At 35.8% G+C, this 25,429-nt stretch carries 29 protein-coding genes; 7 read left to right on the top strand and 22 right to left on the bottom strand.

Annotated elements, in window-relative coordinates; translation table 11 throughout:
* Window positions 1–170: 170 nt before the first annotated feature.
* The 4 genes from tagD to dhaK form a co-directional block, all read right to left on the bottom strand.
* The gene (tagD, locus tag CD112_RS01805; RefSeq protein ID WP_103363755.1) at window positions 171–566 is read right to left on the bottom strand and encodes a glycerol-3-phosphate cytidylyltransferase; all 396 of its coding nucleotides are present in this window, start codon (window positions 564–566) and stop codon (window positions 171–173) included.
* A 173-nt stretch (window positions 567–739) separates the two neighbouring features.
* Entirely contained in the window at window positions 740–1,102 is a 363-nt protein-coding gene (gene dhaM / locus CD112_RS01800) for a dihydroxyacetone kinase phosphoryl donor subunit DhaM (RefSeq protein WP_002479950.1), read from the bottom strand.
* A gap of 4 nt (window positions 1,103–1,106) precedes the next feature.
* The gene (gene dhaL / locus CD112_RS01795; RefSeq protein ID WP_057510060.1) at window positions 1,107–1,685 is read right to left on the bottom strand and encodes a dihydroxyacetone kinase subunit DhaL; all 579 of its coding nucleotides are present in this window, start codon (window positions 1,683–1,685) and stop codon (window positions 1,107–1,109) included.
* 21 nt (window positions 1,686–1,706) lie between these two features.
* On the bottom strand, window positions 1,707–2,672 hold the full coding sequence (gene dhaK, locus CD112_RS01790; protein ID WP_070462755.1) for a dihydroxyacetone kinase subunit DhaK: 966 nt from the start codon (window positions 2,670–2,672) through the stop codon (window positions 1,707–1,709).
* Between the two features lie 185 nt (window positions 2,673–2,857).
* Between dhaK and CD112_RS01785 the strand changes: the two genes are divergently transcribed.
* A complete protein-coding gene (locus tag CD112_RS01785) occupies window positions 2,858–3,094 on the top strand; it encodes a hypothetical protein (RefSeq protein WP_103363754.1) in 237 nt (78 codons plus the stop codon).
* 71 nt (window positions 3,095–3,165) lie between these two features.
* Here CD112_RS01785 and CD112_RS01780 read toward each other — a convergent pair whose 3' ends face one another.
* The 4 genes from CD112_RS01780 to CD112_RS01765 all read right to left on the bottom strand — a co-directional run bounded on the left by CD112_RS01780 (window position 3,166) and on the right by CD112_RS01765 (window position 6,913).
* Window positions 3,166–3,516 carry a zinc ribbon domain-containing protein YjdM gene (locus CD112_RS01780; protein WP_103363753.1) on the bottom strand — a complete coding sequence of 117 codons (351 nt, stop codon included), beginning with the start codon at window positions 3,514–3,516 and terminating at the stop codon, window positions 3,166–3,168.
* A 109-nt stretch (window positions 3,517–3,625) separates the two neighbouring features.
* Window positions 3,626–5,218 carry an ABC transporter permease gene (locus tag CD112_RS01775; RefSeq protein ID WP_103363752.1) on the bottom strand — a complete coding sequence of 531 codons (1,593 nt, stop codon included), beginning with the start codon at window positions 5,216–5,218 and terminating at the stop codon, window positions 3,626–3,628.
* 1 nt (window position 5,219) lies between these two features.
* A complete protein-coding gene (locus tag CD112_RS01770; RefSeq protein ID WP_023015569.1) occupies window positions 5,220–6,119 on the bottom strand; it encodes an ABC transporter ATP-binding protein in 900 nt (299 codons plus the stop codon).
* Between the two features lie 125 nt (window positions 6,120–6,244).
* On the bottom strand, window positions 6,245–6,913 hold the full coding sequence (locus CD112_RS01765) for an NDxxF motif lipoprotein (RefSeq protein WP_103363751.1): 669 nt from the start codon (window positions 6,911–6,913) through the stop codon (window positions 6,245–6,247).
* Between the two features lie 309 nt (window positions 6,914–7,222).
* Between CD112_RS01765 and CD112_RS01760 the strand changes: the two genes are divergently transcribed.
* Window positions 7,223–8,596: an amino acid permease gene (locus tag CD112_RS01760; protein WP_103363750.1), complete on the top strand. Its 1,374-nt coding sequence runs from the start codon at window positions 7,223–7,225 to the stop codon at window positions 8,594–8,596.
* Between the two features lie 131 nt (window positions 8,597–8,727).
* Here CD112_RS01760 and CD112_RS01755 read toward each other — a convergent pair whose 3' ends face one another.
* The 11 genes from CD112_RS01755 to CD112_RS01700 form a co-directional block, all read right to left on the bottom strand.
* A complete protein-coding gene (locus CD112_RS01755; protein WP_103363749.1) occupies window positions 8,728–9,720 on the bottom strand; it encodes a D-lactate dehydrogenase in 993 nt (330 codons plus the stop codon).
* A 351-nt stretch (window positions 9,721–10,071) separates the two neighbouring features.
* Window positions 10,072–10,542, bottom strand: coding sequence for a Na+/H+ antiporter subunit G (locus CD112_RS01750; RefSeq protein ID WP_103363748.1), 471 nt, complete (start codon window positions 10,540–10,542; stop codon window positions 10,072–10,074).
* On the bottom strand, window positions 10,520–10,816 hold the full coding sequence (locus CD112_RS01745; protein WP_023015570.1) for a Na(+)/H(+) antiporter subunit F1: 297 nt from the start codon (window positions 10,814–10,816) through the stop codon (window positions 10,520–10,522). Before CD112_RS01745 ends, CD112_RS01750 begins: the two co-directional genes overlap by 23 nt.
* Entirely contained in the window at window positions 10,813–11,301 is a 489-nt protein-coding gene (locus CD112_RS01740; protein ID WP_002479962.1) for a Na+/H+ antiporter subunit E, read from the bottom strand. Before CD112_RS01740 ends, CD112_RS01745 begins: the two co-directional genes overlap by 4 nt.
* Window positions 11,301–12,797: a Na+/H+ antiporter subunit D gene (locus CD112_RS01735; protein ID WP_373364846.1), complete on the bottom strand. Its 1,497-nt coding sequence runs from the start codon at window positions 12,795–12,797 to the stop codon at window positions 11,301–11,303. Before CD112_RS01735 ends, CD112_RS01740 begins: the two co-directional genes overlap by 1 nt.
* Window positions 12,784–13,131: a Na(+)/H(+) antiporter subunit C gene (locus CD112_RS01730; protein WP_023015572.1), complete on the bottom strand. Its 348-nt coding sequence runs from the start codon at window positions 13,129–13,131 to the stop codon at window positions 12,784–12,786. The genes CD112_RS01735 and CD112_RS01730 overlap by 14 nt, the downstream gene beginning before the upstream one ends.
* Complete coding sequence (locus tag CD112_RS01725; protein ID WP_002479965.1) at window positions 13,128–13,553, bottom strand: monovalent cation/H+ antiporter subunit B; 426 nt, start codon at window positions 13,551–13,553, stop codon at window positions 13,128–13,130. The genes CD112_RS01730 and CD112_RS01725 overlap by 4 nt, the downstream gene beginning before the upstream one ends.
* Window positions 13,540–16,023: a DUF4040 family protein gene (locus CD112_RS01720; protein ID WP_103363746.1), complete on the bottom strand. Its 2,484-nt coding sequence runs from the start codon at window positions 16,021–16,023 to the stop codon at window positions 13,540–13,542. The genes CD112_RS01725 and CD112_RS01720 overlap by 14 nt, the downstream gene beginning before the upstream one ends.
* A 54-nt stretch (window positions 16,024–16,077) precedes the next feature.
* Entirely contained in the window at window positions 16,078–16,638 is a 561-nt protein-coding gene (locus tag CD112_RS01715) for a tyrosine-type recombinase/integrase (RefSeq protein ID WP_103363745.1), read from the bottom strand.
* A gap of 571 nt (window positions 16,639–17,209) precedes the next feature.
* Window positions 17,210–17,905: a hypothetical protein gene (locus CD112_RS01705; RefSeq protein ID WP_103363743.1), complete on the bottom strand. Its 696-nt coding sequence runs from the start codon at window positions 17,903–17,905 to the stop codon at window positions 17,210–17,212.
* A 10-nt stretch (window positions 17,906–17,915) separates the two neighbouring features.
* Window positions 17,916–18,800: a hypothetical protein gene (locus CD112_RS01700; RefSeq protein ID WP_103363742.1), complete on the bottom strand. Its 885-nt coding sequence runs from the start codon at window positions 18,798–18,800 to the stop codon at window positions 17,916–17,918.
* Between the two features lie 197 nt (window positions 18,801–18,997).
* Between CD112_RS01700 and CD112_RS01695 the strand changes: the two genes are divergently transcribed.
* From CD112_RS01695 to CD112_RS01675, 5 genes are all read left to right on the top strand, one after another.
* Entirely contained in the window at window positions 18,998–20,209 is a 1,212-nt protein-coding gene (locus tag CD112_RS01695) for a hypothetical protein (RefSeq protein ID WP_103363741.1), read from the top strand.
* Between the two features lie 20 nt (window positions 20,210–20,229).
* Window positions 20,230–21,357 (top strand): hypothetical protein, encoded by a 1,128-nt coding sequence (locus CD112_RS01690; protein ID WP_060804432.1) that lies wholly within the window; start codon window positions 20,230–20,232, stop codon window positions 21,355–21,357.
* A 369-nt stretch (window positions 21,358–21,726) separates the two neighbouring features.
* Window positions 21,727–22,359 carry a YydI family epipeptide exporter ATP-binding subunit gene (yydI, locus tag CD112_RS01685; RefSeq protein ID WP_103363740.1) on the top strand — a complete coding sequence of 211 codons (633 nt, stop codon included), beginning with the start codon at window positions 21,727–21,729 and terminating at the stop codon, window positions 22,357–22,359.
* Between the two features lie 18 nt (window positions 22,360–22,377).
* Entirely contained in the window at window positions 22,378–23,100 is a 723-nt protein-coding gene (gene yydJ, locus CD112_RS01680; protein WP_103363739.1) for a YydJ family epipeptide exporter permease subunit, read from the top strand.
* 82 nt (window positions 23,101–23,182) lie between these two features.
* Window positions 23,183–23,374, top strand: coding sequence for a hypothetical protein (locus CD112_RS01675; RefSeq protein WP_103363738.1), 192 nt, complete (start codon window positions 23,183–23,185; stop codon window positions 23,372–23,374).
* A 70-nt stretch (window positions 23,375–23,444) separates the two neighbouring features.
* On the opposite strand, the gene CD112_RS01670 is transcribed toward CD112_RS01675, so the two are convergent.
* The 3 genes from CD112_RS01670 to CD112_RS01660 all read right to left on the bottom strand — a co-directional run bounded on the left by CD112_RS01670 (window position 23,445) and on the right by CD112_RS01660 (window position 25,412).
* Window positions 23,445–23,780 (bottom strand): ArsR/SmtB family transcription factor, encoded by a 336-nt coding sequence (locus CD112_RS01670; protein WP_373364848.1) that lies wholly within the window; start codon window positions 23,778–23,780, stop codon window positions 23,445–23,447.
* Window positions 23,781–23,820: 40 nt separating this feature from the next.
* Window positions 23,821–24,438, bottom strand: a complete 618-nt coding sequence (locus CD112_RS01665; protein WP_002479976.1) for a CadD family cadmium resistance transporter — start codon at window positions 24,436–24,438, stop codon at window positions 23,821–23,823.
* Window positions 24,439–24,548: 110 nt separating this feature from the next.
* The gene (locus CD112_RS01660; RefSeq protein WP_103363736.1) at window positions 24,549–25,412 is read right to left on the bottom strand and encodes an alpha/beta fold hydrolase; all 864 of its coding nucleotides are present in this window, start codon (window positions 25,410–25,412) and stop codon (window positions 24,549–24,551) included.
* Window positions 25,413–25,429: the final 17 nt, after the last annotated feature.

Genomic DNA, 25,429 nt, shown 5'->3' with positions numbered 1-25,429 from the left:
TACATACATTTACTCATTAGTATAAACTTAATATATTTAATAGAGTTTAATGAATCTTTACAAAAGTATAACACTTGTAAGGAAGTTTTACATTTAATATAAAAAGAAGCTTCAATTACCTATAATATTTACTAACTATAGGTCAATTTCAGCTTCTTAACTTGAATATATTATCTTTTGTCTCCATAAAGTTCTTTTTTTATCTGAGTAGTAGATATGCCTTCTGTACGTTTTAGGTAAATCACTTCACATTTGTCCTTGAGAAAATCAAATTCGCCTTCCCAATCATGTCCCATAATAAAAGTATCTACTTCATAACGGTCAACATCTTTCGTTTTTTGATCCCAATTACTTTCGGGAATTACTAAATCAACATAACGAATTGACTCCAGCATCATCTTTCTTTGTTCATAATTATAATAAGACTTCTTATTTTTTAATTTATTAAACTCGTCAGTTGAAAGGGCAACTATTAAATAATCTCCCATTTCTCTTGCTCTTCTCAACAATTCAATATGGCCGTAATGCAGTAAATCATATGTACCGTATGTAATCACTCTTTTCATAGTCTTCACTCTTTCGTATTTTCTATTGATGTAGTATTTAAAAATAAAGCATCTATATTTTGATGCTTTTCTACTTCGCACAATTCCTTTATAAAATTATATCATTTAACGCATTTCTACTCTATACTAAATAAAATAACGACGCACTTGCTTACACAAATGCGCCGTTATTTTTATCTATATTCACTTTCAACTGATTCTACAACTTGTTCATAACTCATACCAGTAGAGATGTTGACACTTGCTAGAAAGCTGCCTTCTACAATAGGTGCTTCTACTTTCTCTACTCTATATTGTCCATCGTACATTTCAATAGCCATATCTAAGTTCATTTCTGCTGAACCTAAATCATAGAAACAAATCGCATCGTCTTTTAAACCTTCAATTGCTTGTTGGATAGGTTCAAAGGATGTTCCAATAGTACCGTCACTGCCGCCGACTGGAATCACTTGCACGCCTTCAGCCATTTGGCTAATAAGTTTTTTGATGCCGTTTGCGATTTCTTCACTATGACTGACTACAATAATCGCTGTCATTGATTTACTCATCTCCTATCAATGCGTTTAAGATATAAACACTACTTTGTGCACCTGGATCTGTGTGACCTCTTGACTCTTCTTTGAAGTAAGCTGCACGTCCTTTTGTCGCAACTAAATCTTCTGTATTATCTGCGAGTGTTTGAAGGTATGCGATATCAACAGTTTCTCCATTTTCTACCGCTTCTCTCGCTCTTTCAATCACGTCGTACATTGTTTTTTCATCTAGTTCAACTTTACCGCGTTGATGTACCGCTTGTGAAAATGCCTCTAACAATTGAGGTAAGTTGTCTTCTGTAATCTCATCTTCCGCAACTTGTGCCATTTTGACAAAACTGAAACCGTATAATGGACCTGAAGCACCACCAACTTTAGACATTAAAGTCATTCCTGTTGTTTTCAAAACATCTTGGACTGTGTCCGCATTTTCTAATGCTTGTGGTAAGGCATTAAAGCCTCTGACCATGTTGACACCATGGTCACCATCACCAATGGCACGATCAAGTTCTGTTAATGTATCTTCACGTTCTTGAAAAATTTCTTGTAAATGAATTAAACGTTGTTTTAATGTTTCTGCATTCATAGTTCATTTCCTCCTTGTGCGTTATCCGAAATAACGGCTTGTTGTCGGTGCGTTTAATGCGTTCAAACGGTCCTCAGTACTTTCTAATAACGTTAATGAAAAACCTTGCATATCTAACGATGTCATATAATCACCGACAAACCAGTCTTTGACTGAAACATTTTCTGCTTCAAGTGCTGCTTGGATATACTTCACTGCGATATTTAATTCTGAAAGCGGTGTGCCGCCCATGCCGTTTACCATCACTATGACTTCTTTCGCTTGGACTTCTTCGTTCAAAGCTTGAACCAATTCAGTCGCAATATCTTGGATAGGTTTAACCGCTTCTCTCTTCAATCCACGTTCCCCATGAATACCGATACCGATTTCCATATCCCCAGGTTCTAAATCAAAGCCATACTTACCAGTGGATGGTACAAATGGCGGTGTAAGCGCCATACCAATAGTACGCATGTCAGCTAATAATGCTTCAGTTTGTTCTACAATCGTTTCTAGCGATTCACCTTGTTCAGCAAGGTAACCTGCAAACTTATGCACAAAAACTGTGCCTGCTACACCACGGCGCATCTCTTTATCTTCTACCGCAATATCATCTCTGACAATCACTTTACCGACTTTGATACCTTCCATTTCAGCCATTTCTTGCGCCATTTCAAAGTTCATAACATCTCCGGCATAATTTTTGATAATCAATAAGACACCGTCACCATTATCAACAGCTTTAATCGCTTCTAAAATTTTATCCGGTGTCGGAGATGTAAAGATTTCACCGCATACTGCCGCATCTAACATTCCCTGTGCAACATAGCCTGCATGTGCAGGTTCATGTCCGCTTCCTCCGCCAGAAACTAACGCAACACCTTGTTGCTTTTTCTCTTTTCTAACAACAACCGTCTCAGAAATGACAGTTTGCTCGGGATTTGAAAGTGCTAAACCCTCTAACATATCTGAAAGTATTGTAGTTTTATCTTGAATTAATTTTTTCATATGTGCACAACCCCTTTTTGTGTTCAATCATCAATTCATATTTTAGATACACCTCTATTATATAGTCTGACTAATGATTATTCATGTGATAAGAGGTTAGATTCTACAATCATTCAATTAAAAAATATGTTATATTACAATTAAGAAAAGCAATATAAATCACATACAAAGAAGGTGTGTCTACTATGAATCTTTCTTTTGCTAAGCGTGTTGCCGATATTGTCACGATTGTCAGTTTTATTGCTTTATTAGTTTTATTGTCCATTAACTTCTACTTTAATATGCAAACAAATGGTTTTTCAGCAAGATTTAAAATTGAAAGCACTACTAACATTATTTTTGTATCACTGTTATTTGCTACTTGTTTAATCAGCGATATCATCAGTACCGTTTTAAAACGAAAACTTAAATACAAACATTAACAAAAAGCCCTCCTACTCGGTTTGAATAGGAGGGCTTTCCTACGCTGATATCTGTTTACATCAACGCAATACTATTTGATTTTCTTAACATAAATCGATTTTAAACCGATTTGACCGACACCTGGAATTTTACAATCGATGTCATGACCGTCTTCAGGATCTACCAGACGGATACCTTTAACTTTCGTACCTTGCTTAATCACAGATGAAGCACCTTTGATTTTCAAGTCCTTAATCACTGTCACAGTGTCACCGTCTTGTAATTCTTGACCATTGGCATCTCGTACTTTTAACGCTTCCTCAGCTTCTTCTACTGAATCTTGCGTCCATTCATGTCCGCACATCGGACAGACAAATATCGCACCATCTAAATACGTATATTCCGAACCACAGCTCGGGCAATTAGGTAATGTTTGTTCCATGTTCTCCTCCATGCTCTGTAATGACCCTCTAAATCTACCATATTTCCATAGAAAAAGATATATCAGCGATTAGAATTTAATTTTTTCGAATTGTTTTCTATATTCATGTCTAAGAAATATCTTTATATTTAAAACCAACAATACCTGAAATAAATAGTATCATTGCTATCACAAGCATAATTATAGTCGCAGACCAATCCATATCCGCAATCGGCAGACGTGGTACATGCCCAAACGGCGTCACTTTTTTCAACCATTGCTTTATATTTAATAATTGTCCTAGATATACGACTAAGAAAGAATAAGCTAAATAGAGATAGACAATTAAACTCCCTTTCTTAAACCAACCGATAATACAGACAGCCAATCCCGCAAAGACTAATATTGCTGGAATAAAAACTAACCCTGCAGTGAAGATTTTATTAAAAGCAATAGGTTTATCCATACTTGAGACAGCACCCATATACATTCCTAACGCAGCTAAACTGATCATCAAGACACTGTTGATCAATCCAATCCAAATAAAGCTCATTAAATAACGTATGCGATGTATGGGCAAAGCCAGTATACTTTCTGTATGGCTTAATCTGATTTCCTTTTGGATTTTAAAGATTGCCATTAAAACAGGTATGGTTGAAATCATGCCCATAATTGCCATCAATATCGGCACAAATTGTTCAGCATAGTTATTTCCTTTGCCAGTCAACATTCTTTGTAACAGCGGATTTTCTTTAAAGAAATTTTCTAATTCTCCAAATACCGAACCATACGACAAACCTAACATCAACATACCTATAGCCCAAACGATTATTCCCGTACGCTGTAAATGAAGTTGTAGTCCTAAAGGTGATTTTAATAAAGATGATGCACGCGAATGCCCTTTAAACGTTGGCAATAACCCAGACTCCATATCACGGTGTCTATTCAATATCTCCGCAATAATTAATAATATGAGAGATATTCCAAATAACGCAGCAACCGGCCACCAATGATTATGACTATAAATATCAGCGCGTGTGATCCAACCAAGGGGAACAATGTAAGAAAGCCAAGAAGCCGACACATCGCCTATGGCACGGATTAAATACATTATCAATAACAAACTGATACTGATGCCTGTTGTCTGACTTTGTGTCGTGGTTAATTGCGCGACAAGTAATGTCAACATACTTATCATAAAACCTGATATCGCAATAAGCATGCCGTATAGCCATGCGCCTTCAACAGTAAAATGATCAATACCTGTAAACATCAAGCCTATACTGATTGATATACCTAAAATGACATTAACGATTCCTTGTTGAATTATCGTACTCAAAATCAATGTCGTACGTCCTATCGGTAAAGCAGATAACATCGCTAAACGTCCCGCTTCTTCATCCCCTCTTGAATCTTTCGAAACAAATAAGATATTCATAATACTGACGAGAATCACAGTAAACATCAACATCTCATAGTTGAACATCGTCGCTATAGTCATTTGGTCTAAAGAGAATTTACCAAGCATCGCTTGCATCGCAGGATTCTTAAACATTTCAAACAGTGGTACTAATGCTTGTTTATCAGGATACAAATTCGAAAATGATTGTGGAATCATTAAGGTTAATGCGATTAATCCTACTAACCAAAAGATGATAGACCATTTATTCCGCTTCAAATAAAACAACATTATCTTAGAAAGTGTCAGTCGCTTTTGTGTCATCTTACTCACCTTCTTTTAGCTGCTCGCCATAGTGTCGTAAGAATAAATCTTCTAAAGTCATCGGTTGGCTTTCTAACTTTTTAATGTTGAAGCGACTTAAATATTGAATCACTGTACTGGTTTGATCAGTATCCACTTGAAATTGATACGTTTCATCTTGTTTGGTTACATCATGTACACCTGGTTGCGCTTCTAAATGTGTTAGTATCTCTTGTGTCATGACGGTAAAGCGCATACGTGTTAAATGACGCATTTCATCTAATGTGCCTGTTTCTATTAATTCACCTTTACGTATAATTCCTACACGGTCACATAGTTGTTCTACTTCAGAAAGAATATGGCTTGATAATAGCACTGTTTTTCCACGCTCACGACACGCTTTTACATGATGTTGGAAGACGCGCTCCATTAATGGGTCTAAACCAGACGTTGGTTCATCAAAAATATACAAATCTACTTCCATACTTAGTGCGGCAATCAAAGCAACTTTTTGTCGATTCCCTTTAGAATACGTACTGCATTTCTTGTGAATATCCAACTCAAAATCTCGAATTAACATTTGTTTACGTTCATGGTTCACTGACTTTTGTAAACTTAATAAGAACTCAATAACTTCTTCTCCAGTTAAATTCGGCCACAAATTCACATCACCTGGGACATACGCAATGCGTTCATGTATGGCTACTGCTTCTTTAAACGCATCCTTACCAAATAACGTAACACTCCCGGAACTTGGTTTTAATTGGCCTAACATCGTCTTAATTGTCGTTGATTTACCTGAACCGTTCGGACCAATAAAGCCGAAGATTTCTCCTTCTTCAACCCTCATATTTAATTTAGAGAGTGCTTCGAATTTACCAAAGCGTTTTGTGAGATTATTAATTTCTAGAACTGATGTCATATAGATCACCTTCTTATTTCTATTATTCATCTATACTTTAAGAACTTGACTCCATTATACACTTGTTTCACTCAAGAAAAGGTTCATAAATAAATAAGGACATTCCAAAAAGAATGCCCTCATGATTATTTGAATGCTCGTGTATCTATATTTTCTTCTTCCAATATTTTTTCAATTTTCTTTTGTTCACGTTTGTTAGGTTTATCGTTTCCTTTTTCAATCGCACCGACTTCTTTTACAGAAACACGTCCATTTTTTGAAGAAGCAATTGCAGTATCTATTTTTTCATCGATATCTCTGAGGTATTGGTTAGAGTTTGTAATGTAGCGATTAATTTTATGCGCATGTCCGTCATAACCTTTCGGTAAACGATTTTCATTAATATATTGCGCAAAGTTATTATCATTCGTACTTGCTAGCTCACTGGCTTTTTCAATATGTTTTGCATCGCGTTTAGAAAGCCCTTCTTTTGAATGCAGCTTTTGTTGATAGTGTTCATAAATACGTGTGATATCATGATCAGCATTCAAATACGTTTGGATATCTTGTTTTAATTCTGCTTTACTCAATTTTTGATTCTTTTTCTTCTTGTCAAAGATAGACGGATTTAAATCCACTTGTTGTCCTTCTGATTTCGCAGATCCAGTATCTTTCTTGTGTTCTTGTTGTGGCGGTGCTTTTTGCGTCGGTTCTTGTTTGGCCTCTTGTTTGACTTCTTTCACTTCTGAAGAAGCACATCCTGATAATATCAATGTCATAGACGCAAAAAGCAATCCCGTTATTAATTTTTTCACTGTTACCTTCTCCTTTGATTCTGCGCCTTATTTTATCTTTTTAATAATTCACTCGCTCAGTCATTTTTTACCCTAAATCTCATAATGTATGATGTTATCTTCTAAAATCATATATAAAACGCTTTCATTGAAATTTGATTTAGAAAAATTAAAAATTAGTCACGCAACTCATTAAAGTTAGTGTATAATACTTCCATACACATATTCTATTCCGTACAACATAAAAAGAAAATAGATGATATGCAGTTCGCAGTTTCACTCTGCACGCCATCCGTTCTCTATATAAAAACTACAAAGAGGTGTAACATCATGGAAAACAATGATTTAAAACGCAGTATGACCAATCGTCACATTCAGCTGATCGCCATCGGGGGCGCTATCGGTACGGGGCTTTTCTTGGGGGCAGGGAAAAGTATTGCGTTAGCTGGGCCATCCATTCTTTTGGCCTACATCATTATCGGGTTCTTCTTGTTCATTATGATGCGTGCATTAGGTGAACTTCTTTTATCAAACAGTCAATACAATTCATTTATTGATATTGCGGAAGATTATTTAGGCCATATGGCTGGTTTCTTTACAGGTTGGACGTACTGGTTTTGTTGGGTAGCTACAGGTATTGCGGACATCACAGCTGTAACTAAATATATTAATTTCTGGTGGCCGTCTTTCCCACCTTACTTAACAGCGATTATCACAGTTATCTTACTACTCGCACTAAACTTAATGACAGTTAAAGCTTATGGGGAAATCGAATTCTGGTTTGCGATCATTAAAGTTATTGCGATTTTATTCTTAATTGTCATTGGTCTTTATTTAATCTTTACTGGATTCTCATCACCTAACCACATTCAAAGTGGTTTCAGCAACCTTTACTCTCACGGCGGATTCTTCCCTAATGGGGTTATGGGCTTTTTACTCGCTTTCCAAATGGCAGTATTTAGTTTCGTAGGGATTGAATTAGTCGGTGTTACTGCACGTGAAACAAAAGATCCAGAAAAGAACTTACCGAAAGCCATTAACAGCGTCGGTATTCGTATCATCATCTTTTATGTTTTAAGCTTAATGGTTATTATGAGTATCACACCATGGGATAAATTAGATCCTAAAGAAAGTCCATTCGTTAACTTATTCGTTTTAGCCGGTATTCCAGCTGCTGCGGGTATCGTAAACTTTGTGGTATTAACTTCAGCATCTAGTGCCGCAAACAGCGGATTATTCAGTAACAGTCGTATGGTTTATGGTTTAGCTGTTTCAGACAGCGCACCTAAAGCTTTAGGTAAAGCCAATCGTCACGGGGTACCATACAATGCATTGATTTTCTCAGGGGTTGTCTTATTCTTAGCAGCATTATTGAACTATGTTATTCCAGATACTGTATTCACAGTCGTAACTACAGTCGCAACAATTTTCTTTATCTTTATTTGGACAATCATTTTAGTTTGTTATATCAAATATCGTAAAGCACATCCTGAATTACATGCTGCTTCAAAATTTAAAAACTTCTTTGGTGTAGTTGGTTCATATAGTACCCTTGTCTTCTTCATTATTGTCATCGCGATTTTATTCTTAGCTGAAGATACAAGAGTAGCCTTATACTTCTCACCATTCTGGTTAATCTTATTATTTATCGCATATAAAGTCGGCGGCTTTAAAAACCGTGGCTTAAATCGCATTAAACATTAATACACAACACATCAAACAGGTGGAGATTTGAAGTCTTCACCTGTTTTTTGTGTAAATGAAACAAATTAAAAAGCCGGATCAGTTGAGCTGATCCGACTTCCTTTATATAAAATAACTTCGACTCACAATAATTAGTTCAAGCGTGTTGGTGTATCGCCTGTTTTGATGACATTAAGTGCAGCGTTTAATCCGCCTTCAACTAAGTTACGTACCGCTTCATCAGAGAAGAATGCGATATGTGGTGTTAATTGAATTCTGTCATTTTCGATTAATTTTTTGAATGTTTCATCTTCAAGTTCTTTACCAGTAAAGTCAAATGTGAAGTAAGGCATTTCGAACTCGTAAGTGTCGACAGCTGCGCCTGTTAATTTGCCTTCATTGACCGCATCGATTAATGCTTCTGTATCTACAACTGCACCACGTGCTGCATTAACTAAGATTGCGCCATCTTTGAATTTCGCAAACATTTCTTTATTGAAAATGTGGTGGTTGTCTGCAGAACCTGGCATGTGTAAAGAAACGATGTCCGCATCTTTAACTGCTTCTTCAATCGTATCTTTATATTCTAAGAAATCTAATGAATCATTTGGATATAAATCATAACCTACAATTTTAGCACCGAAGCCTGCGAAAAGGTTACCAGTTAATGCGCCGATACGTCCTGTACCGATAATTGCGACTGTCATGTCTTTTACTGGTCTTGCCATAATTGTCGCATCCCAAGTAAAGTCATAGTCTTGAACACGTTTTTCAATACGTGGGAATCTACGTACAAGATTTAATGCAGCAGCTACTGAGTATTCCGCAATTGTTTCAGGAGAATAGCTAGGCACGTTTGAGATAATAATACCGTGTTTTTTCGCTAATTCTAAATCATACATGTCAAAACCTGCAGTACGTTGTGCGACTTGTTTGATGCCCATTGCTTCTAATTTAGGGTAAGCTTCTCTTTCAAGTTTGCCGAATTGCATTGTTGTAACGCCGTCAAACCCTTCAAGCTGATCCAAAGTATCATAGCTTAAGAAGTCATTTGAGAATGAAACTTCAACATCATTCTCTTTAGCCCAGTTCAAAGCTACATCTTTTTCATAATCACGTGTACCAAAAAATTTAATTTTTGTCATAATTACTCCCTCAATTCTAAAAGTTGTATAGTAGAGTAATTCATATCCTATCTAATATATTATGTGAATACATTCACAAAGTCAATAGGTTATAAATTAATCTGAATAATCTGTCAAACTGATTATACTCCATTTGCGTACGTTTGCATATATGATTGTTCAATACTTTTAAAATTTTAAATAACATTGTACAAAGCGGTGTCTATATACCATGATTCTGGAACAATTATTGGATTATAAACATCTAGACACTTTCTATTTTGGAACTCTACGACAAAACAGTATTGAGGTTGGCTGAACTAAAAATACGCACGCCATAGTTTAGAAATTCACTATAGCGTGCGTATTAGATTAGTCATCTTTCTTTTTATAACGAATTGTCGGCTGATGCTCACCTTTTGTGAACGCTTCAGTTGCTTTTCGTCTGCGTTCAGCCCGTAACTTTCTGCTTTTCTTAGCTTCTCTTTTATTATAAGCAATATTCAAAGAAGCCCCTTTTTGGGTGTTGTCTTTCATATACATATACGAACCAACGTTATAAGCCGTACGTACAATCATTTGCCCAGCGACTGGTGACGTCATGTATAAGAATAAGATCGTTAATAGCGTTCTGACACTGAAATAATCACGTGTAAACCAAAAATAAATAAATACACCAATTAATGAAAACAACACAGATAAGGTTGAACTTTTCGTTGCGGCGTGTGCACGCAAGAAGATATCATCAAACTTTAAAATACCGATGGCACTAATGAGAGCGACAATAGATCCCAACAAGATAAGGACAGCTGCGAATAAACTAACGATTTCGTTTATTATCAAAGATTCGTCCTCCTTCTACGAAGCGTGAGATACCAATGGTACTCAAGAATGCGAGGATAGCGATAATTAAGCTCGCATCTAAGAAAGTTAAGGTGTTTAAGACGATACTGAGTAAGCCTACAATAGAGATAATCATCGCACCAATACTATCAAATGCGACCACCCTATTAGGTGTTGTCGGTCCTTTAATCACACGTATCAAAGCGATAATCACCGCAATACCGTAAATGACTAAAGCACTACGTATCATCCAATCTATGACCATTTCAATCATTTGAGCACCTCCCATATCAAACGTTCATATTTCTTAATCTGCTTGGTTAAAACTGCTTTGTCTTTTTCAGAAACATCGATTGCATGAATAAAAAAACGACTGCCATCAGGTGATACCCTGAGTACGAGCGAGCCTGGTGTCAACATAATTAACAAGGTCAGTAAAGTAATCGCCCAGTCTCTTTTCAATGACGTTTCATAAATTAATAAACCTGGGTTCATGTCATGTGATTTAAATAAGATATAGTTGATGGTTGATAAACTCGATATCAACAGCTGCATATTATAAATCAAAATGAATTTAGAAATAATCCAGACTTTCTTTAAGTAGAAGACACGTTTAAAGAAGAATCGATGGATTAAATATACAATCGCAATACCAATCAGATATCCCGCAATAAATGTAGACAAGTGGAATTTATCTTCGTCTTGAAAGAGCGTCCATAGTACAGCAATTAAAATATTCAGGGTTAGTTGGGCTAACATTATTCCACCTCCACATTTGGGATAACTGATTTGATATAGTCACTAGGGTTTATATTAAATTCAGCCGCATGATGTGCGACATCTAAAATCCATTCGGCACAAAGCCCCATCAGGATAGTCGCAACTGTTAATAAAATCATCGCAATCAACTTATGCGGCAAGATTGGTTGTCGTTGGACTACAGGCATCTCTTCTCTACCGAAATACATATAGAAAAAGACTTTCAATAAACTATACATCGCAATCAAGCTGGTGATAATCATCAGTGCGACACCGACCACATACCCTTCAGCGAGTGCACCTTGTATAATCAGTAATTTCCCAGGAAATCCACTGAATGGCGGTACGCCGCCAATAGATAATGTGACAATAAATAAAATAATACCTAATGACGGATGCGTATGAATCAAACCGCCCATTTGTTTATAACTTCGGCAACCTGTTAAGACAACAAAGACACCCATGACTAAGAATAATAAGGTCTTAATAATCATGTCATGACCGGCATAGAAAATCGCACCTGTCACACCTGCTTGATTCAAGGTACTGATACCCATGACTGAGAAGCCGATAGACAAGATAACTTGATAAGCAGCTATTTTCTTCACATCTTCATAACCCAGTACACCGATAGCACCAATAATCATCGTAATGATTGCCATATAGTACATGAGTTGATGTGTAATATCAGGCTGTTGATCAAATAACAACACCATGACACGGATTAACGCATACACACCGACCTTTGTCATCAATCCCGCAAATAACGCAGCTAATTCAGTATTCAATGCGGCATAGGCTTTAGGCAGCCACATAAACATGACTAAAGCTGCTTTACCGCCGAACACGAAGATCATAATAATCGCAATCATTGTCATTATCGGCGGTTGGTCACTTTCACTTATCCGCATCGCTAAATGACCGAAGTTCAATGTGCCGAGTGTGCCATATAAATAAGCGACACCGATAAGGAAGAACCAAGAACTGACAACGTTCATCACGACATAAATGACACTCGCACGTAATTGTTCTAGTGTTTGTCCAAGTGTTAATAAGACGAACGACGCAATCAACATAATTTCAAACATCACGTACAAGTTGAAAATATCAGCAGTTAAGAAACTGCCGTTGACACCTGTCAGCATAAATAAAATAAAAGATGGTAAGAAATAACGGTTCGCAAGATGTTCACGCTTACCAAAACCAAAATAAATAACACAAGTAACCACTAAGTTGGCAATTGTGACAAAGAAAATACTTAAAGTATCGCCGACAAATTGAATGCCGAATGGCGGCTGCCAATCACCAAAATTTATTACTAGCGGTTGATGTTGATAGACATACGCTAATAAATAAGCTGAAACTGCTGTGTTGATGATTTGAATCGTAATCGCGATACGTCTCGTAACCATTAAACGTTCTTTAAAGAAGAATAAAATTAATCCTGTGACTAAAGGCAACAACAGTGGGATTAACATCATATTATTCATCGACATCATCATCCTCACCGCGTAACGCTTCAATTCGGTTTACCCGTGTCACTTTATAAGTACGATAGACTAAGACAAGTAAGAATGCGGAAACCGCAAATCCGATGACAATTGCGGTTAAAATCAACGCTTGTGGTAAGGGATCTACATAATTACTGCCTTCATCGTTAATAATCGGTACTTTTGTACCATCAAAGCCGCTCATCGCTAAAATGACTAAGTTTGCGACATGTGTATAAATAGCAGTACCTAAAACAATACGAATTAAGTTTTTCGATAAAATCATATATGTGCCTGCAAAAGTTAAAATACCAATAATTATAATAAGTATGACGTTCAACTTTTATCACCACTTATCGCAAGCATAATTGTCGTCACTGAACCGACGACTGTTAATAAAATACCGAATTCAAACAATGTCACACTTGAAAGATGCACTTTCTCTAAGTAAGGCAATGTGACGTAAACATCCTCATGTGACAATAAAGGGTGTCCAAAAAACATTGGCACGATTGCGGTAGCAATGGATAATAAAGAACCTGTAATCGTTACTGCTCTGAAATCAAGCGGCAGTGAACGAATGACCTTTTCCACATCAAAGGCTAGAAACATCAGGATAAACGCTGAACTGAAAACTAAACCGCCGATAAAGCCGCCACCTGGATTATCATGACCCGCTAAGAAAATATAAGAACCGAAGGTCAAAATAATGAAAACTGCTACTTTAGAAATCGTTTCTAATACAATGTCATTTTCGTGCATCTGAATCACCCTTTCTGATTTTGAATTTAATTAAGGAATAGATACCGAGACCCACTATCATAATGACAATGCCTTCTAACATGGTATCTAGTGCTCTGAAGTCTCCGAGAATTGCGTTGACAATATTTTTAGAACCTGCCAATTTATCACTATGTTCATAGAAACTTGAAATCTTATTAAACGCTTGTTCTTGTTGTGCAATAATCACAAACGTCACGACAAAGAGCGACATTAATAAAGCAATAGATAGCTTGACCGCTTCTTTCCCGACATGTACTTTATCTCGTCGTACGTTTGGTAAATGGTAAAAGACTAATAAGAATAAGATAGTCGTAATTGTTTCAATCACTAACTGTGTCATCGCCAAGTCTGGCGCTCTCATTAAGACAAAGACAATCGCAATCGTATAACCGATAACACCGTTAATAATAATCATCGCCATACGTTCACGTAAGAACACTAATGCAACAGATAAGAAAGCAATATTGGCAGTGACTAAAATTTCAAACCACGTAATCGGCTTCACTTTGAAACCTTCAACAGGTATCCAACCGACGCGAATAAAACCATAAGCCAACATACCGAAGAATAAGAAATAAATCACATGTAAGTATTGATTTAATCGGTTATTCATCATCAACTGCATCCCGCTTCTACTAAAACGCTCACTTCCGCTTAACATACCGCGATAGATACTGTTGATGGATAGAAACTCTGGTAACTTGTTGTAAACATTCATCCAACGTGAACGCCATAAGAGTAAAATACCCACGACATAAATCGTTAAGGTAATCCATAACTCAGGGCTTAAACCGTGCCATGCGGCAATGTGCGGAATAAATGGTGCCACTTTATCTGAATGTCCGATATCACGTAAGGCAGGACCGATTAAATATCGCCCTAAGACGTTCGGGATAATAAAGAATAATGGCATACCGAGTGTAATCACTGCCGGCGCAATATACAGTCCTACTGGCTCATGTTCAGGTACTTGCGGTAAGCCCTCTTTGTGTAACGGGCCAAAGAAAGTATCTTTGACTAAACGTAAGCTGTAAATGAACGTAAAGAGACTGGCAACCACACCAACAATCAATATCACAGAAACAAAGACTTGGTCATACATCGTAAGTTTTTTCGCGCTGACCAATGTCGCAAAGAACATTTCCTTTGATAAGAAACCATTAAATAACGGGAGACCTGCCATCGCCATTGCGCTGATGGTCATCATCACAGTTGTGACTGGCAAGAGTTTACGTAAACCGCCTAAACGCGATAAATCACGTGTGCCTGTTTCATGATCTACAATACCAACACCCATAAAGAGCACACTCTTAAAGAGCGCATGGTTGATTAAATGAAACAGTCCCGCAAATAAACTCGCAACATAAAAGGCTTGGAACCCTTGTGCTTGGTGACTATATGCTAAAAATCCAAAGCCGACCATCGACATAATCATGCCGAGTTGACTGATTGTGGAATAAGCAAGCAATCCTTTTAAATCACGTTGTCCAACTGCCACAAAGGAACCGACCATTAAAGTGATAATACCAATTGTGATAACAATATAAGCTACCCATGGCTCATAACCTAATATCGGTGTAAAACGAAATAGTAAGTATAATCCGGCTTTAACCATTGTCGCAGAGTGCAGGTAAGCACTGACAGGTGTCGGTGCTTCCATCGCATCTGGCAACCAGATATGAAATGGAAATTGTGCCGATTTCGTAAAGGCACCTAATAAAATAAAGACAACCGCAAGTGGGAACCAAGGAGATTCATACATCGTTTGGCGAACGGGAATTTGCACTAATTCAGATATAGTATTTGTACCGGTAATATTAAATAAAATCACAAACCCGACCATCATAAACATACCGCCAAAGACAGTGATTAAGAATGATTTCATTGCGCCTGCCTGACTTGTTGGTCGGTTATACCAATAAGCAATTAATAAGAAAGACGCAATACTCGTCAACTCCCAAAATACGTACAGCAGTATGGTATTATTTGCTAGCACAACGCCTAACATCGCAAACATGAACATTAATAAATACACGTAGAACCTTGGCAAATCATCATGTGCTTTTGATAGGTATGCATTCGCATATAATACAACACCTGTACCAATTAAAGTGATTAACAAGGCAAAGATTAAAGACAAGCCATCTAATCTGAACGCAAAATTTACATCGATTGACGGCATCCACGGCAATGAAACCATAACCAGTTGATTGGCGGCGATGCGTGGAATCATGGTTATAAAATAAATTGCGCTAATAACGGGCGCACTTAACGCTATCCATCCAGCTTGTCTGCTTATAGTTGTTCTGTACCGACCTGTGTTATGCGTAATTTCTTGTTGTGCTTGTTCTGATGCTGACGCTGGTCGTGCAGAACGATTCGGCAGGTTTGTCATGAGTACGAACAACATCACAACAATAATAAAGACAAACAGCCAAATAAGGCTCATAAGAAGTGAGACTCCTTTCTATAGTTGAGTTAAAGTCATATCTAAAAATAAAAATTAAAGATCTAATTGAATCGTAATCGTGCGGTTTTGTTGCGGAACATCTATAAATTTGAGGGTCTCAGATAAAGTCTGATGACCGAGGTATTTTTGTATCACTGTAAGCGGTGTACCCGATTGGTACGCATGATAAGCAAAAGTTTTTCGTAAAGATTGAAGACCGATTTGAGAGAGTCCATTTTGAACAGCAGCATCATGAATAATACGATACGCTTGTTGGCGAGAGAGCGGACGCTTTGTTTTCATAGAACGAAATAGATAATCGTCATGACCAATTCCTTTATCTTTCATAAATTCATACAATTCCTCACATAACGATTGAGGCAATGGCACATTAATTTCAGATATCCCAGGTTGTCGCCAAACATTAATCACAGCCTGACAATGCTCATCTTGTGTTAAAACATCTAGTCCTTTTAGATGAATTAACGTACTAATTCTTAAACCTGTATGTATCGCTAAACGAAACAACAAATAATCACGCTGGTTATGTTCACGTAACGTTTCATACATAGCTTCAATATCTGATTTATCTTTAATCGGCAACACACATTCCATGAAAAGCCCACTCCTTTCTAATTAACAAAATATTGCCACATTAAATTAATGATACTTAATCATTATAATTCATATTTAAGTAACATTAAAGTAACGAAGTCTCATTTTTTCAAAAAATTTAAAATCGTTTATTTGTTAAAAAGCATAAAAAAGAAGCGAGCCAAAGCTCACTTCCTTTAACTTGTATTAATTTTTAATATCACAAATCGCGCTAAAATTCTTTATCCTTCTTAGAATGCTTCATTACTTTTGGAGGTTTCCCTACTAAGAAATATGAAAATAAAATGACTAATATGCCTAATACGGCTGAATAAATGAGGATATATAACTTTTCATTTGGCATTGGAATTATGTATTGCATTGTACAATAGACTAAAAATGCGATTAACCCTATTCTTATCGCATAACAAAAACGGCTCATAATTAGACCTCCAAATCTGATAGACGTTTTAAAATCCTTTACCATTAATTGTCACAGTTCTTATCTCTCTTAACTTCACTGTATCATTCTTTTAAACTTTTATTAATTATTTCCATTAAAAAGAAGCGAGCCAAAGCTCACTTCTTACTATTAGTCCAATCGAATAGGTTTTTGATTTTCATTATTCCCAATTACGATTTTATTTGCGACTGCTTGTATTTGTGCTGATGATATGTTCATTTTCTTTAAATCAGAAATATTATATTCAGTAATACTGCCATCAGATAATTTTTCAGGATAATTTTCATAGGCTGCTTGTGAACGCCAAACCGCAACTTTATCACGAGACACACCAATATAAACTGCATATGGACCCGATTGCGGATCAAATGTATAAAACTTCATGCCTTCAGGTGCTTGAATCACAGTAGGTTCAAATCTCCCTTGTAATAAACGTACTTCATTTACTTTGAAGTGGTGTATTTGATCTTGAACTATAGCCGAATATTTACCTTCTAACACTTCTTGCCCTGTGATATATTTTTGATCAAAATTCGGATTCAATATCATCAATGCTACATTGTGTTTAATCTCTTGTTCTGTTAAAGGTCCTTTTTGTGTTTGCGGTTCTTCTTTTTGATTCTCTGTACTTTCTTTTGAAGTATTGGTTTGATTATTATTTTTTGTTTCTGATGTTACTTTGTCTTGTTTAGCGTTTGTTTCTTTTGTCTCTGTTTTCTGTTCTGATGACTTAGAAGTTTGTTTATCTTCTTGTGATTGTGTTCCACATGCGGCTAATAAAAGTAGACTCAAGATCATTGTGAGTATCATTCTAAGTTGTTTCATCTTTTACGCCTCAATTCTCAGGGACAAACTGTAATGTGTGCGGTGTTGCTTGATAGATATGTCGTGTTAGCGCATTGATTTCATTTGAATCGAGTTTCAACTGTTCAAGTTCTTTCACTTTAAAGACTTGTGTCTCTTCTTCTTGAATGAATTGATTATAATCTAATTTTACTTTTTGAGATACTGCATCTTCAGAACTGATTGTTGATTTACCAATAACGATTTCATTATCAGATACACCGATTACTGTTTTCTTGTCAGGATCTTTTGTATGTGTTACAAAATAATACTGCATGCCTTCAGGACCATTTTCAACTTGCGGTACTTCTAGAGATTGGAAAAGTACATAGTTTGGAATGCGCACTTGTTGACCGTCATCTGTTTTATAAGTTTTTTGTTTTAAATCTTTAGCATTAACGTAAGTTTTGTTTAATTTAGGGTCTAACAACATCATCGCGATATGTTTTCTATCCATATCTGCTTCAGGACCAGGTGCAAGAGCCTCAGGCCCTTTGACTTTACCGCCATCTCTTTCTAAATTTGGTTCTTCATTTTTCTTTGATGAATCTGAGGATTGAGCATCTTTTTCAGTGGCTTGTGTTGTTTTATCAGTTTCTTGTTGTGTTTGTTTAGTTTGTGCATTCTTATTTGTATCAGTGTCAGCATGTGCTTTGTCTTTTTTCTCCGCTTCATGCACTTCTATTTTTATATCTTGTTTAGTGTGGTACGTCGTATGTGTTTGTTTTTTCTCTTTAGGTGATTGGTCTTGTGATTGAGTGTCTGTTGTTTCTTCTTGTTTTTGGTCTGCTTGTTTTTCGTTGTTTTCTCTATGGCCACAACTTGCTAAAAGTAGAGTTGAACAAAGCAGTCCAAGCAATAAATGATGTCGTTTCATGATGTATACCTCCCGATACTTTATTCTTTATATATATTATACATTAGAAGCTACTTTTCCACTATGTAATCCTTATCAAATTCGTCTTTTTAATAAGTTTTGTTTCTTGTCATTGCGGGAACTTATTAATTATGTAATTATAAATGAATTCAAAATTAATTTTGTTCATAACTTTGTAGAGAGAAAGGAGGCAATTTATGAGTGAGATTAAAGTAGGAATCATTGCTGCTCCAGGGTTTCCTATGGATTTATCAGAGACACTAGCTGAACAAATGCCTACTTCACTAAATAGTAAATTAAAAGAAGATATCAAATGGACTTTCGAATGTGTTTCTGACCCATTAATTGGTTCTGCGGAAGACGTCAACAAAAGTTTAGACGCAGCTCAATCTCTTAAAACCCATCATAAATGGGACTATGCGATTGTTGTGACAGACTTACCCATTGTCGAACAACGTAAAGTAATAGTAGGTAATTTAGATGAACCTATGGCTACTGGATTAATCTCAATTCCGGCTTTAGGTTTATTTGGTGTGAAACGTAAATTGAAACAATGTCTGCTTTATTTTGCGGAAATTATATATTTACATCAATCGAATGAGGATTATCAAACGAAAAAATTAAATCTTTCATTATTTACACGTGTAAAGCCCATTAGAAATATATTCGATGATAAACAAGAGAATGATATGGAAACGAAAGATGATCAAGAAGCCGGAGATGATACCTCACACTCCAAAACAACAACCAAGTTTATTTTAAACCCACTTATTATAAGTTGGATTTTATTATTAGCTGGAATGACCAGAGCCAATCAACCACTTAAAGAAATTCCAAACTTCAAAAAGATTATTTCTATTTCCTTTGCGACAGCTACATACTTAACCATTTTCTCTACCCCATGGCAATTAAGTATTGAATATACTAACTTAAGATTTATCTTTATGACGACACTAGCCATTGGCGGAATGACCCTTTGGATTATGTATGCACACTCGTTATGGGAACATGAAACTTCGTTAACAACTAAAACTTATCGAACAGTTTACAATGTAACAACTGTCTTAACTCTATTGATTATTATTGTATTCAGCTATCTCATCTTATTCTTACTGCTTACAATCAGTGTCGCTTTATTCGTGCCGAATGATTTATATAACATGCAGACGATTAATGAAGGTCAGCGTACCCTCGGACAGTTCTTGTACCTTGTATGGTTTGTGACATCACTTGGTTTCTTAGCAGGTGCTTTAGGCGCATCTGTCGAAAACGAAAAGAAAATTCGTGCTATGACTTACTCTTATCGTCAACGTGCACGCTATGAAGAAGCAAAAGAATGGGAAGCTTCTAATTACTATTCATCAGAATCACACCAAAAAGATAATAATGATAACAATCAAAACAATTAAAGAAAGGAGGCTGTAAATATATGGAACAACTTGTCGTAGGCATTATCGCTTCACCTGGTATTGCGAATAAACTTTCGCATAAATTAGTAGACACATTACCCGGTTTATTAAATGACTACATTTCATCTCAATACGAATGGAAAATTGAAGTCATTGTTGATGCGTTAACAGGATCTGCAGAAGATGCAGACCAAGCCTATCAAAAAACTGAAGACTACTTAGATCGTTATAACTGGAACTATATTATCAGTTTAACTGACTTACCATTACTTCATGATAATGAGTCAGTCATCGCTGTTGATATCAACGAAGAAAATGGAGCAAGTATTATTTCAATTCCCGCTTATGGTTGGCGTCCTGTTACCAAACGTCTAGAAAGAACAGTGCTGACGATTATTCATGAAATCAATCTATTTTTCAGTGACAACCCAAATCAAAACAATGAAGATGAAAATCATCAAGCAACCTATCGAGAAATATTTCCTTTCTCAAAACTAAGAAAAATCCGTACTTACACTGATGATACACATACAATGCATATCCGTTATATTGTCGCATCTAAAACATCTGGTTACTTCCGTTTACTCAGTGGAATGACCTTTGCGAATAACCCATTAAGATTAATGCAAAGTATGAATAGTGTAATCGCAATCGCATTTACAACCGGCGCATCCGGTTTAATCTTCTCCACCATGTGGTCTTTAAGTAATACCTTTACCACATGGAGATTAACAGTCATGTCCCTCTTTGCGATTTTCGGTATGATTTTATGGATTATCTTAGCGCATAACTTATGGGAAAGTGAACGCTTCAGTATTAATAAACGTATTACGCGGTTGTATAATTTAACAACTCTGACCACACTGACAACGTCAGTCATTATTTATTATGTAACACTCTTTACAATATATTTGATTGCGGCTTCTGTATTATTACCAGCGCCTTTCTTAGGAAAGACTTTAGAACTCGGACATCCTGCCACATTTACTCTTTATCTGTCTATCGCATGGTTCGCAGCTTCTCTTTCAACAATTGCGGGTGCCATTGGTGCAGGTATGCGTAACGAAGAACTGGTACGAGAAAGTACGTATGGTTCTAGACAACAAATGAGAAAAGCCCTAATCAAAGAACGTTCTGATAATAACTAACTATTGAAATCAAGATGCAATGACATCTTGGTTTCTTTTTTTATTTACTTATACCCCATACGGTAGCCTAACGGATGTCTGCGTTCAGACATCCGAACCTCTTAAAACCGCTTAAAATCAATACTTCTATACAAAACGCTTTAACCTCCAATTAAGTATCAAATGAAATAAGCAGTATGTCTTGTAAGCGAATTATTTTTTGTAATTTTCTCATGCATGACAAAAAATTCACAAATTATTACCAAAAGACAAATTATAATGATTTGATATTTATGATACGCTATATTTAAGAATTCCTAAAAATTTTGTTAAAACTTGTTAAATAGTATCACTCGAAACTTTACAATTTTAGCGAGGGAGCCGAGTTAAATGGAAATCAAGCAGTATGTATTGCGTATCAAAAGCAAAATCCTATTACAGCCGACTGACTTGGTATTTCACAAAGGTGAAATCAATCATATTATTGGCAGAAATGAAGTTGGCAAGTCTCAATTAGCTAAAGATTTCGTACTCAATTACAGCGGTCATATGCGCCCAGAGATTACAGAAAACACAACTTTGATTAGTAATGCATCATGTATTCCAAGAGATATCACTAAAGATTTTCTCATTCAATTACTCAAGAGTTATTTTATTTGTACCGTCAAAATCGATTACTTGGGTGACTTGTTAGGGATTGAAACTATTCCTGATCACATCCCTATTCGAAAATTAAACAAAGGACAACAAGAAAAGCTGAAGCTATTAAGTTTTCTATCAGAAGACAAACCTATCATCATTTTAGATGAGATCACAAAAGACTTAGATGAAACAACAGTTCACGACTTCTATACTTTCTTTAATAACTATATTTCGGATAATCCTGAAAAAGTAATTATCAATATTACACATAGCGCAAAAGATTTAACATACCTACCTGGTAAGTACTTTTTATTTAAAGACCTGACGATTGAAGAATATGATTCTAAAGAAGCAGTTGTCGATGAATACATTTGTTTCTAAAAACTTGAGGTGTACAAAATGAGGTTAGAGTTAAGAAAAACAGCGTTTAACAAAATAACACTGATTCTTGGTTCGCTTTTTTTATTACTATTCGTTTTAGGTTATGGCTTTACCACCTTTATGAATGATGGTCAAAGCTTGTCATATGGTGAATATTTCTTCAACACATATACGATTGCGGTAGAAACTGGATTCATACTCTTTTCATTCATCATCGCTTATTACTTCAATAAAGAGTATGCAGATCAAAATATCTTATTTTATAAGTTATTAGGAAATACAGACTTCACCTTCTTTTACAAAAAGATGTTTGTCATTTTCTTAGAATGCTTTGTATTTGTATGTATTGGCATCACTGCCATTTCTTTGATGTTTGGTAATTTCTCGCATTATTTCTTTTTAATCATCATGTTTTCTTTATTAATCTTGCAGTATATCTTAATCATTGGAACAATCAGTATTTTAATTTCCAAAATTTTAATCAGTGTTATTGTCAGCCTAATCTATTGGGTTATTTCTATTGTCTTAGTAATGCTTAATCCAACCATCTTCGGCATCCTTTCGCCTTTTGAAGCAAGCAATGTCATGTACCCTAACGTCGATGCTACATTGAATGGAGATACCTTAGCACTGACTTCTTACGATATTACATTACTGATTGTTTATTTCTTTTTACTCTTTGCGATCAACTTCGTCGTACTTTTCTTTGCGCGAAAACGTTGGTTGCAATTAGGGCTATAACTTGAAAACATAAACAAGAGGCAGAGTTAAATCCGCCTCTTTTTTCTACATACTCCCTAATAGAAAGGTGTGTACATTAAATATGAATGACTCAATGTTCTGGAAACCTTTCATGATACCTGTGTATTTAATGGTTGCCTTTTTAGGTTTTCTATTATTTAAATTTTATATCCAAGCAAGCATGGCTTCTATTATTTTAATTGTCGGTCCATTAATTTATGTGGCAATTGCTTCTATCATTTATAACACTAATCGTAAAAGACAAAACAAATAGCGTTGTATATTTTTAAATAACTGTTGTGCTATCATTCTGCAAAATTGATTCACAACAGTTATTTATATATTTAACTATTTTCGTTTTCTACTTCTATCAGCATAAAGCGCAGCAATTTATCAACTTGAGGATCTTTGATGAAATAATACGCCATTTTCCCTTCTTTGCGGAAATCTATAACTTCTTTTTTATAGAGTATGCGTAAATGATGAGAAGTAGAGGCAATACTCATTTGAAGCAATTTCGCAATGTCGCAAACACACAGTTTCTCTTCTTCAAGCAACGCAAATAAAATCGTTAATTTCTTTTTATCACCTATTGCGTTTAAAGTATTCATTGCCTTAATAGTGTGTGTTTCATTTAAGAAGTTAGAAGCATTTTTTACTTTATCTTCATGCACATACATGATGTCACATTGTTCATTAGACACCTATCCCCCATCCTTTCTATGAAACAAAGCTTAACAATGTTTGTATAGTTTTGTTTTCAATCAAAATGTATAAACCTAAGCCAATATAGATAATTGCCATAATCCATCGATTATATTTCTCCACAGTTTCACCAATACCCGGAACTTTTGCTAATTTTTGTGCAGAGAATACCAATAAGAAAATCATGATTACAAATACAATTAATGTCACAATAACTTGCGCTAAAGTCAAACTGACAAAGTACGGTACAAATAAACCGATATTATCTGCTCCACAGCTTGCTAGGGTAACAAGCGCAACAATGCCAACTAATTTGGACAGTCCTTTTTTATCCAACTCTCTCTTGGCACGTGCTTCCCCTTCACAATCATCAAACAATGCAACTTTGATTCCTAAATATAGAGGGATGATACCTAATAAACCTAACATCCATTTCTCAGGTACATAGTGTAAGACAAACGCAAAAAACAAACTGATGACAATTAAGGCACCTGAACCTAAAAACTGTCCAATATAAATATCACGATACTCACGTTTGGTTTGTGCACGTGCGAAATAAATCAACAAAATCACTAATAAATCTAAAGCAGTCGCTGTATAAAGTATGACTGCAGTCAAAGCGGTCTGTATCACTTTGTCACCTCATTCAAAAATAAATTTGAATGTATTATAACACTCTAAAAGTTAAAATCACAGGTCATAATAAAAAGACCTTCATATAACGAAGGTCTTGAACTCTATCATTATGAACGCAGTATCTTTTTAACAGCTTTCGCAAATTGTTTAGGTTGTTGTGCATAACCGTAATGTCCACCTGTAACTTGAAACAGATTTGCATTTAAGCTATGCGCAAAATATTTAGCCGCTTCATACCCTAGCGATTCTTTCGATTGTTCACCTTGTAAGAACTTGATTGAAACATCTTTGGCCTTCAAAGTTTCTATATCAATTTGATAATTGATATATTGCCGGAGTTCATATTGAAGCCAAATGTTTGTTGATTCACTACTGCGTATTTGTGAAGTACTCGGTGAACAAACCGCACAAGGAGCAATCGTATTCTCTACTAACACCTGCATATCTGAGTGCGAAGGATTAATCAAACGTTCATACTGACGCATTGCAGCCGGCACTCCTTCAATCATTGTAGTACGTGCGATTTGTTCAGTTTGCGGCACATAATCTTCTCTGTTTGGAAGTACAGAAGTATTTAAAGGCTCATGAACAAGTAATGTCTTAACCAATTCTGGATACATACACGCAAATTCTAATGCAGGCACAGCACCTGTGTCTGTCGCAAAAAGATAAACAGGATGATTACTAAGCGTTTGTATTAATGTTTTAATATCTTCAACATCCATGGTTAAACAATACGTATCTTTGGTGTTTGCGATAGAACTTGGTAAAGCCGTTAACAATTCACTTGCTCCATAACCTCGTCTATCAGGTAAGACAACAGTAAAATGATCTTCTAGCTTATGTGCTAAATCCAAATAACTATCATTGATTCCGCTAGCGCCAGGAATACATAACAAAATCGGTCCATGTCCCATCATGTCATAACGAATGATTGCATTATTTGTTTCTAAAGCATACATTTCTCTCATTCCTTTAACTCCATCAT

Origin of the sequence: Staphylococcus simulans (genome assembly GCF_002902285.1) — a bacterium.
GTDB lineage: Bacteria > Bacillota > Bacilli > Staphylococcales > Staphylococcaceae > Staphylococcus > Staphylococcus simulans.
This window is presented reverse-complemented; position numbering and strand designations above follow the sequence as displayed.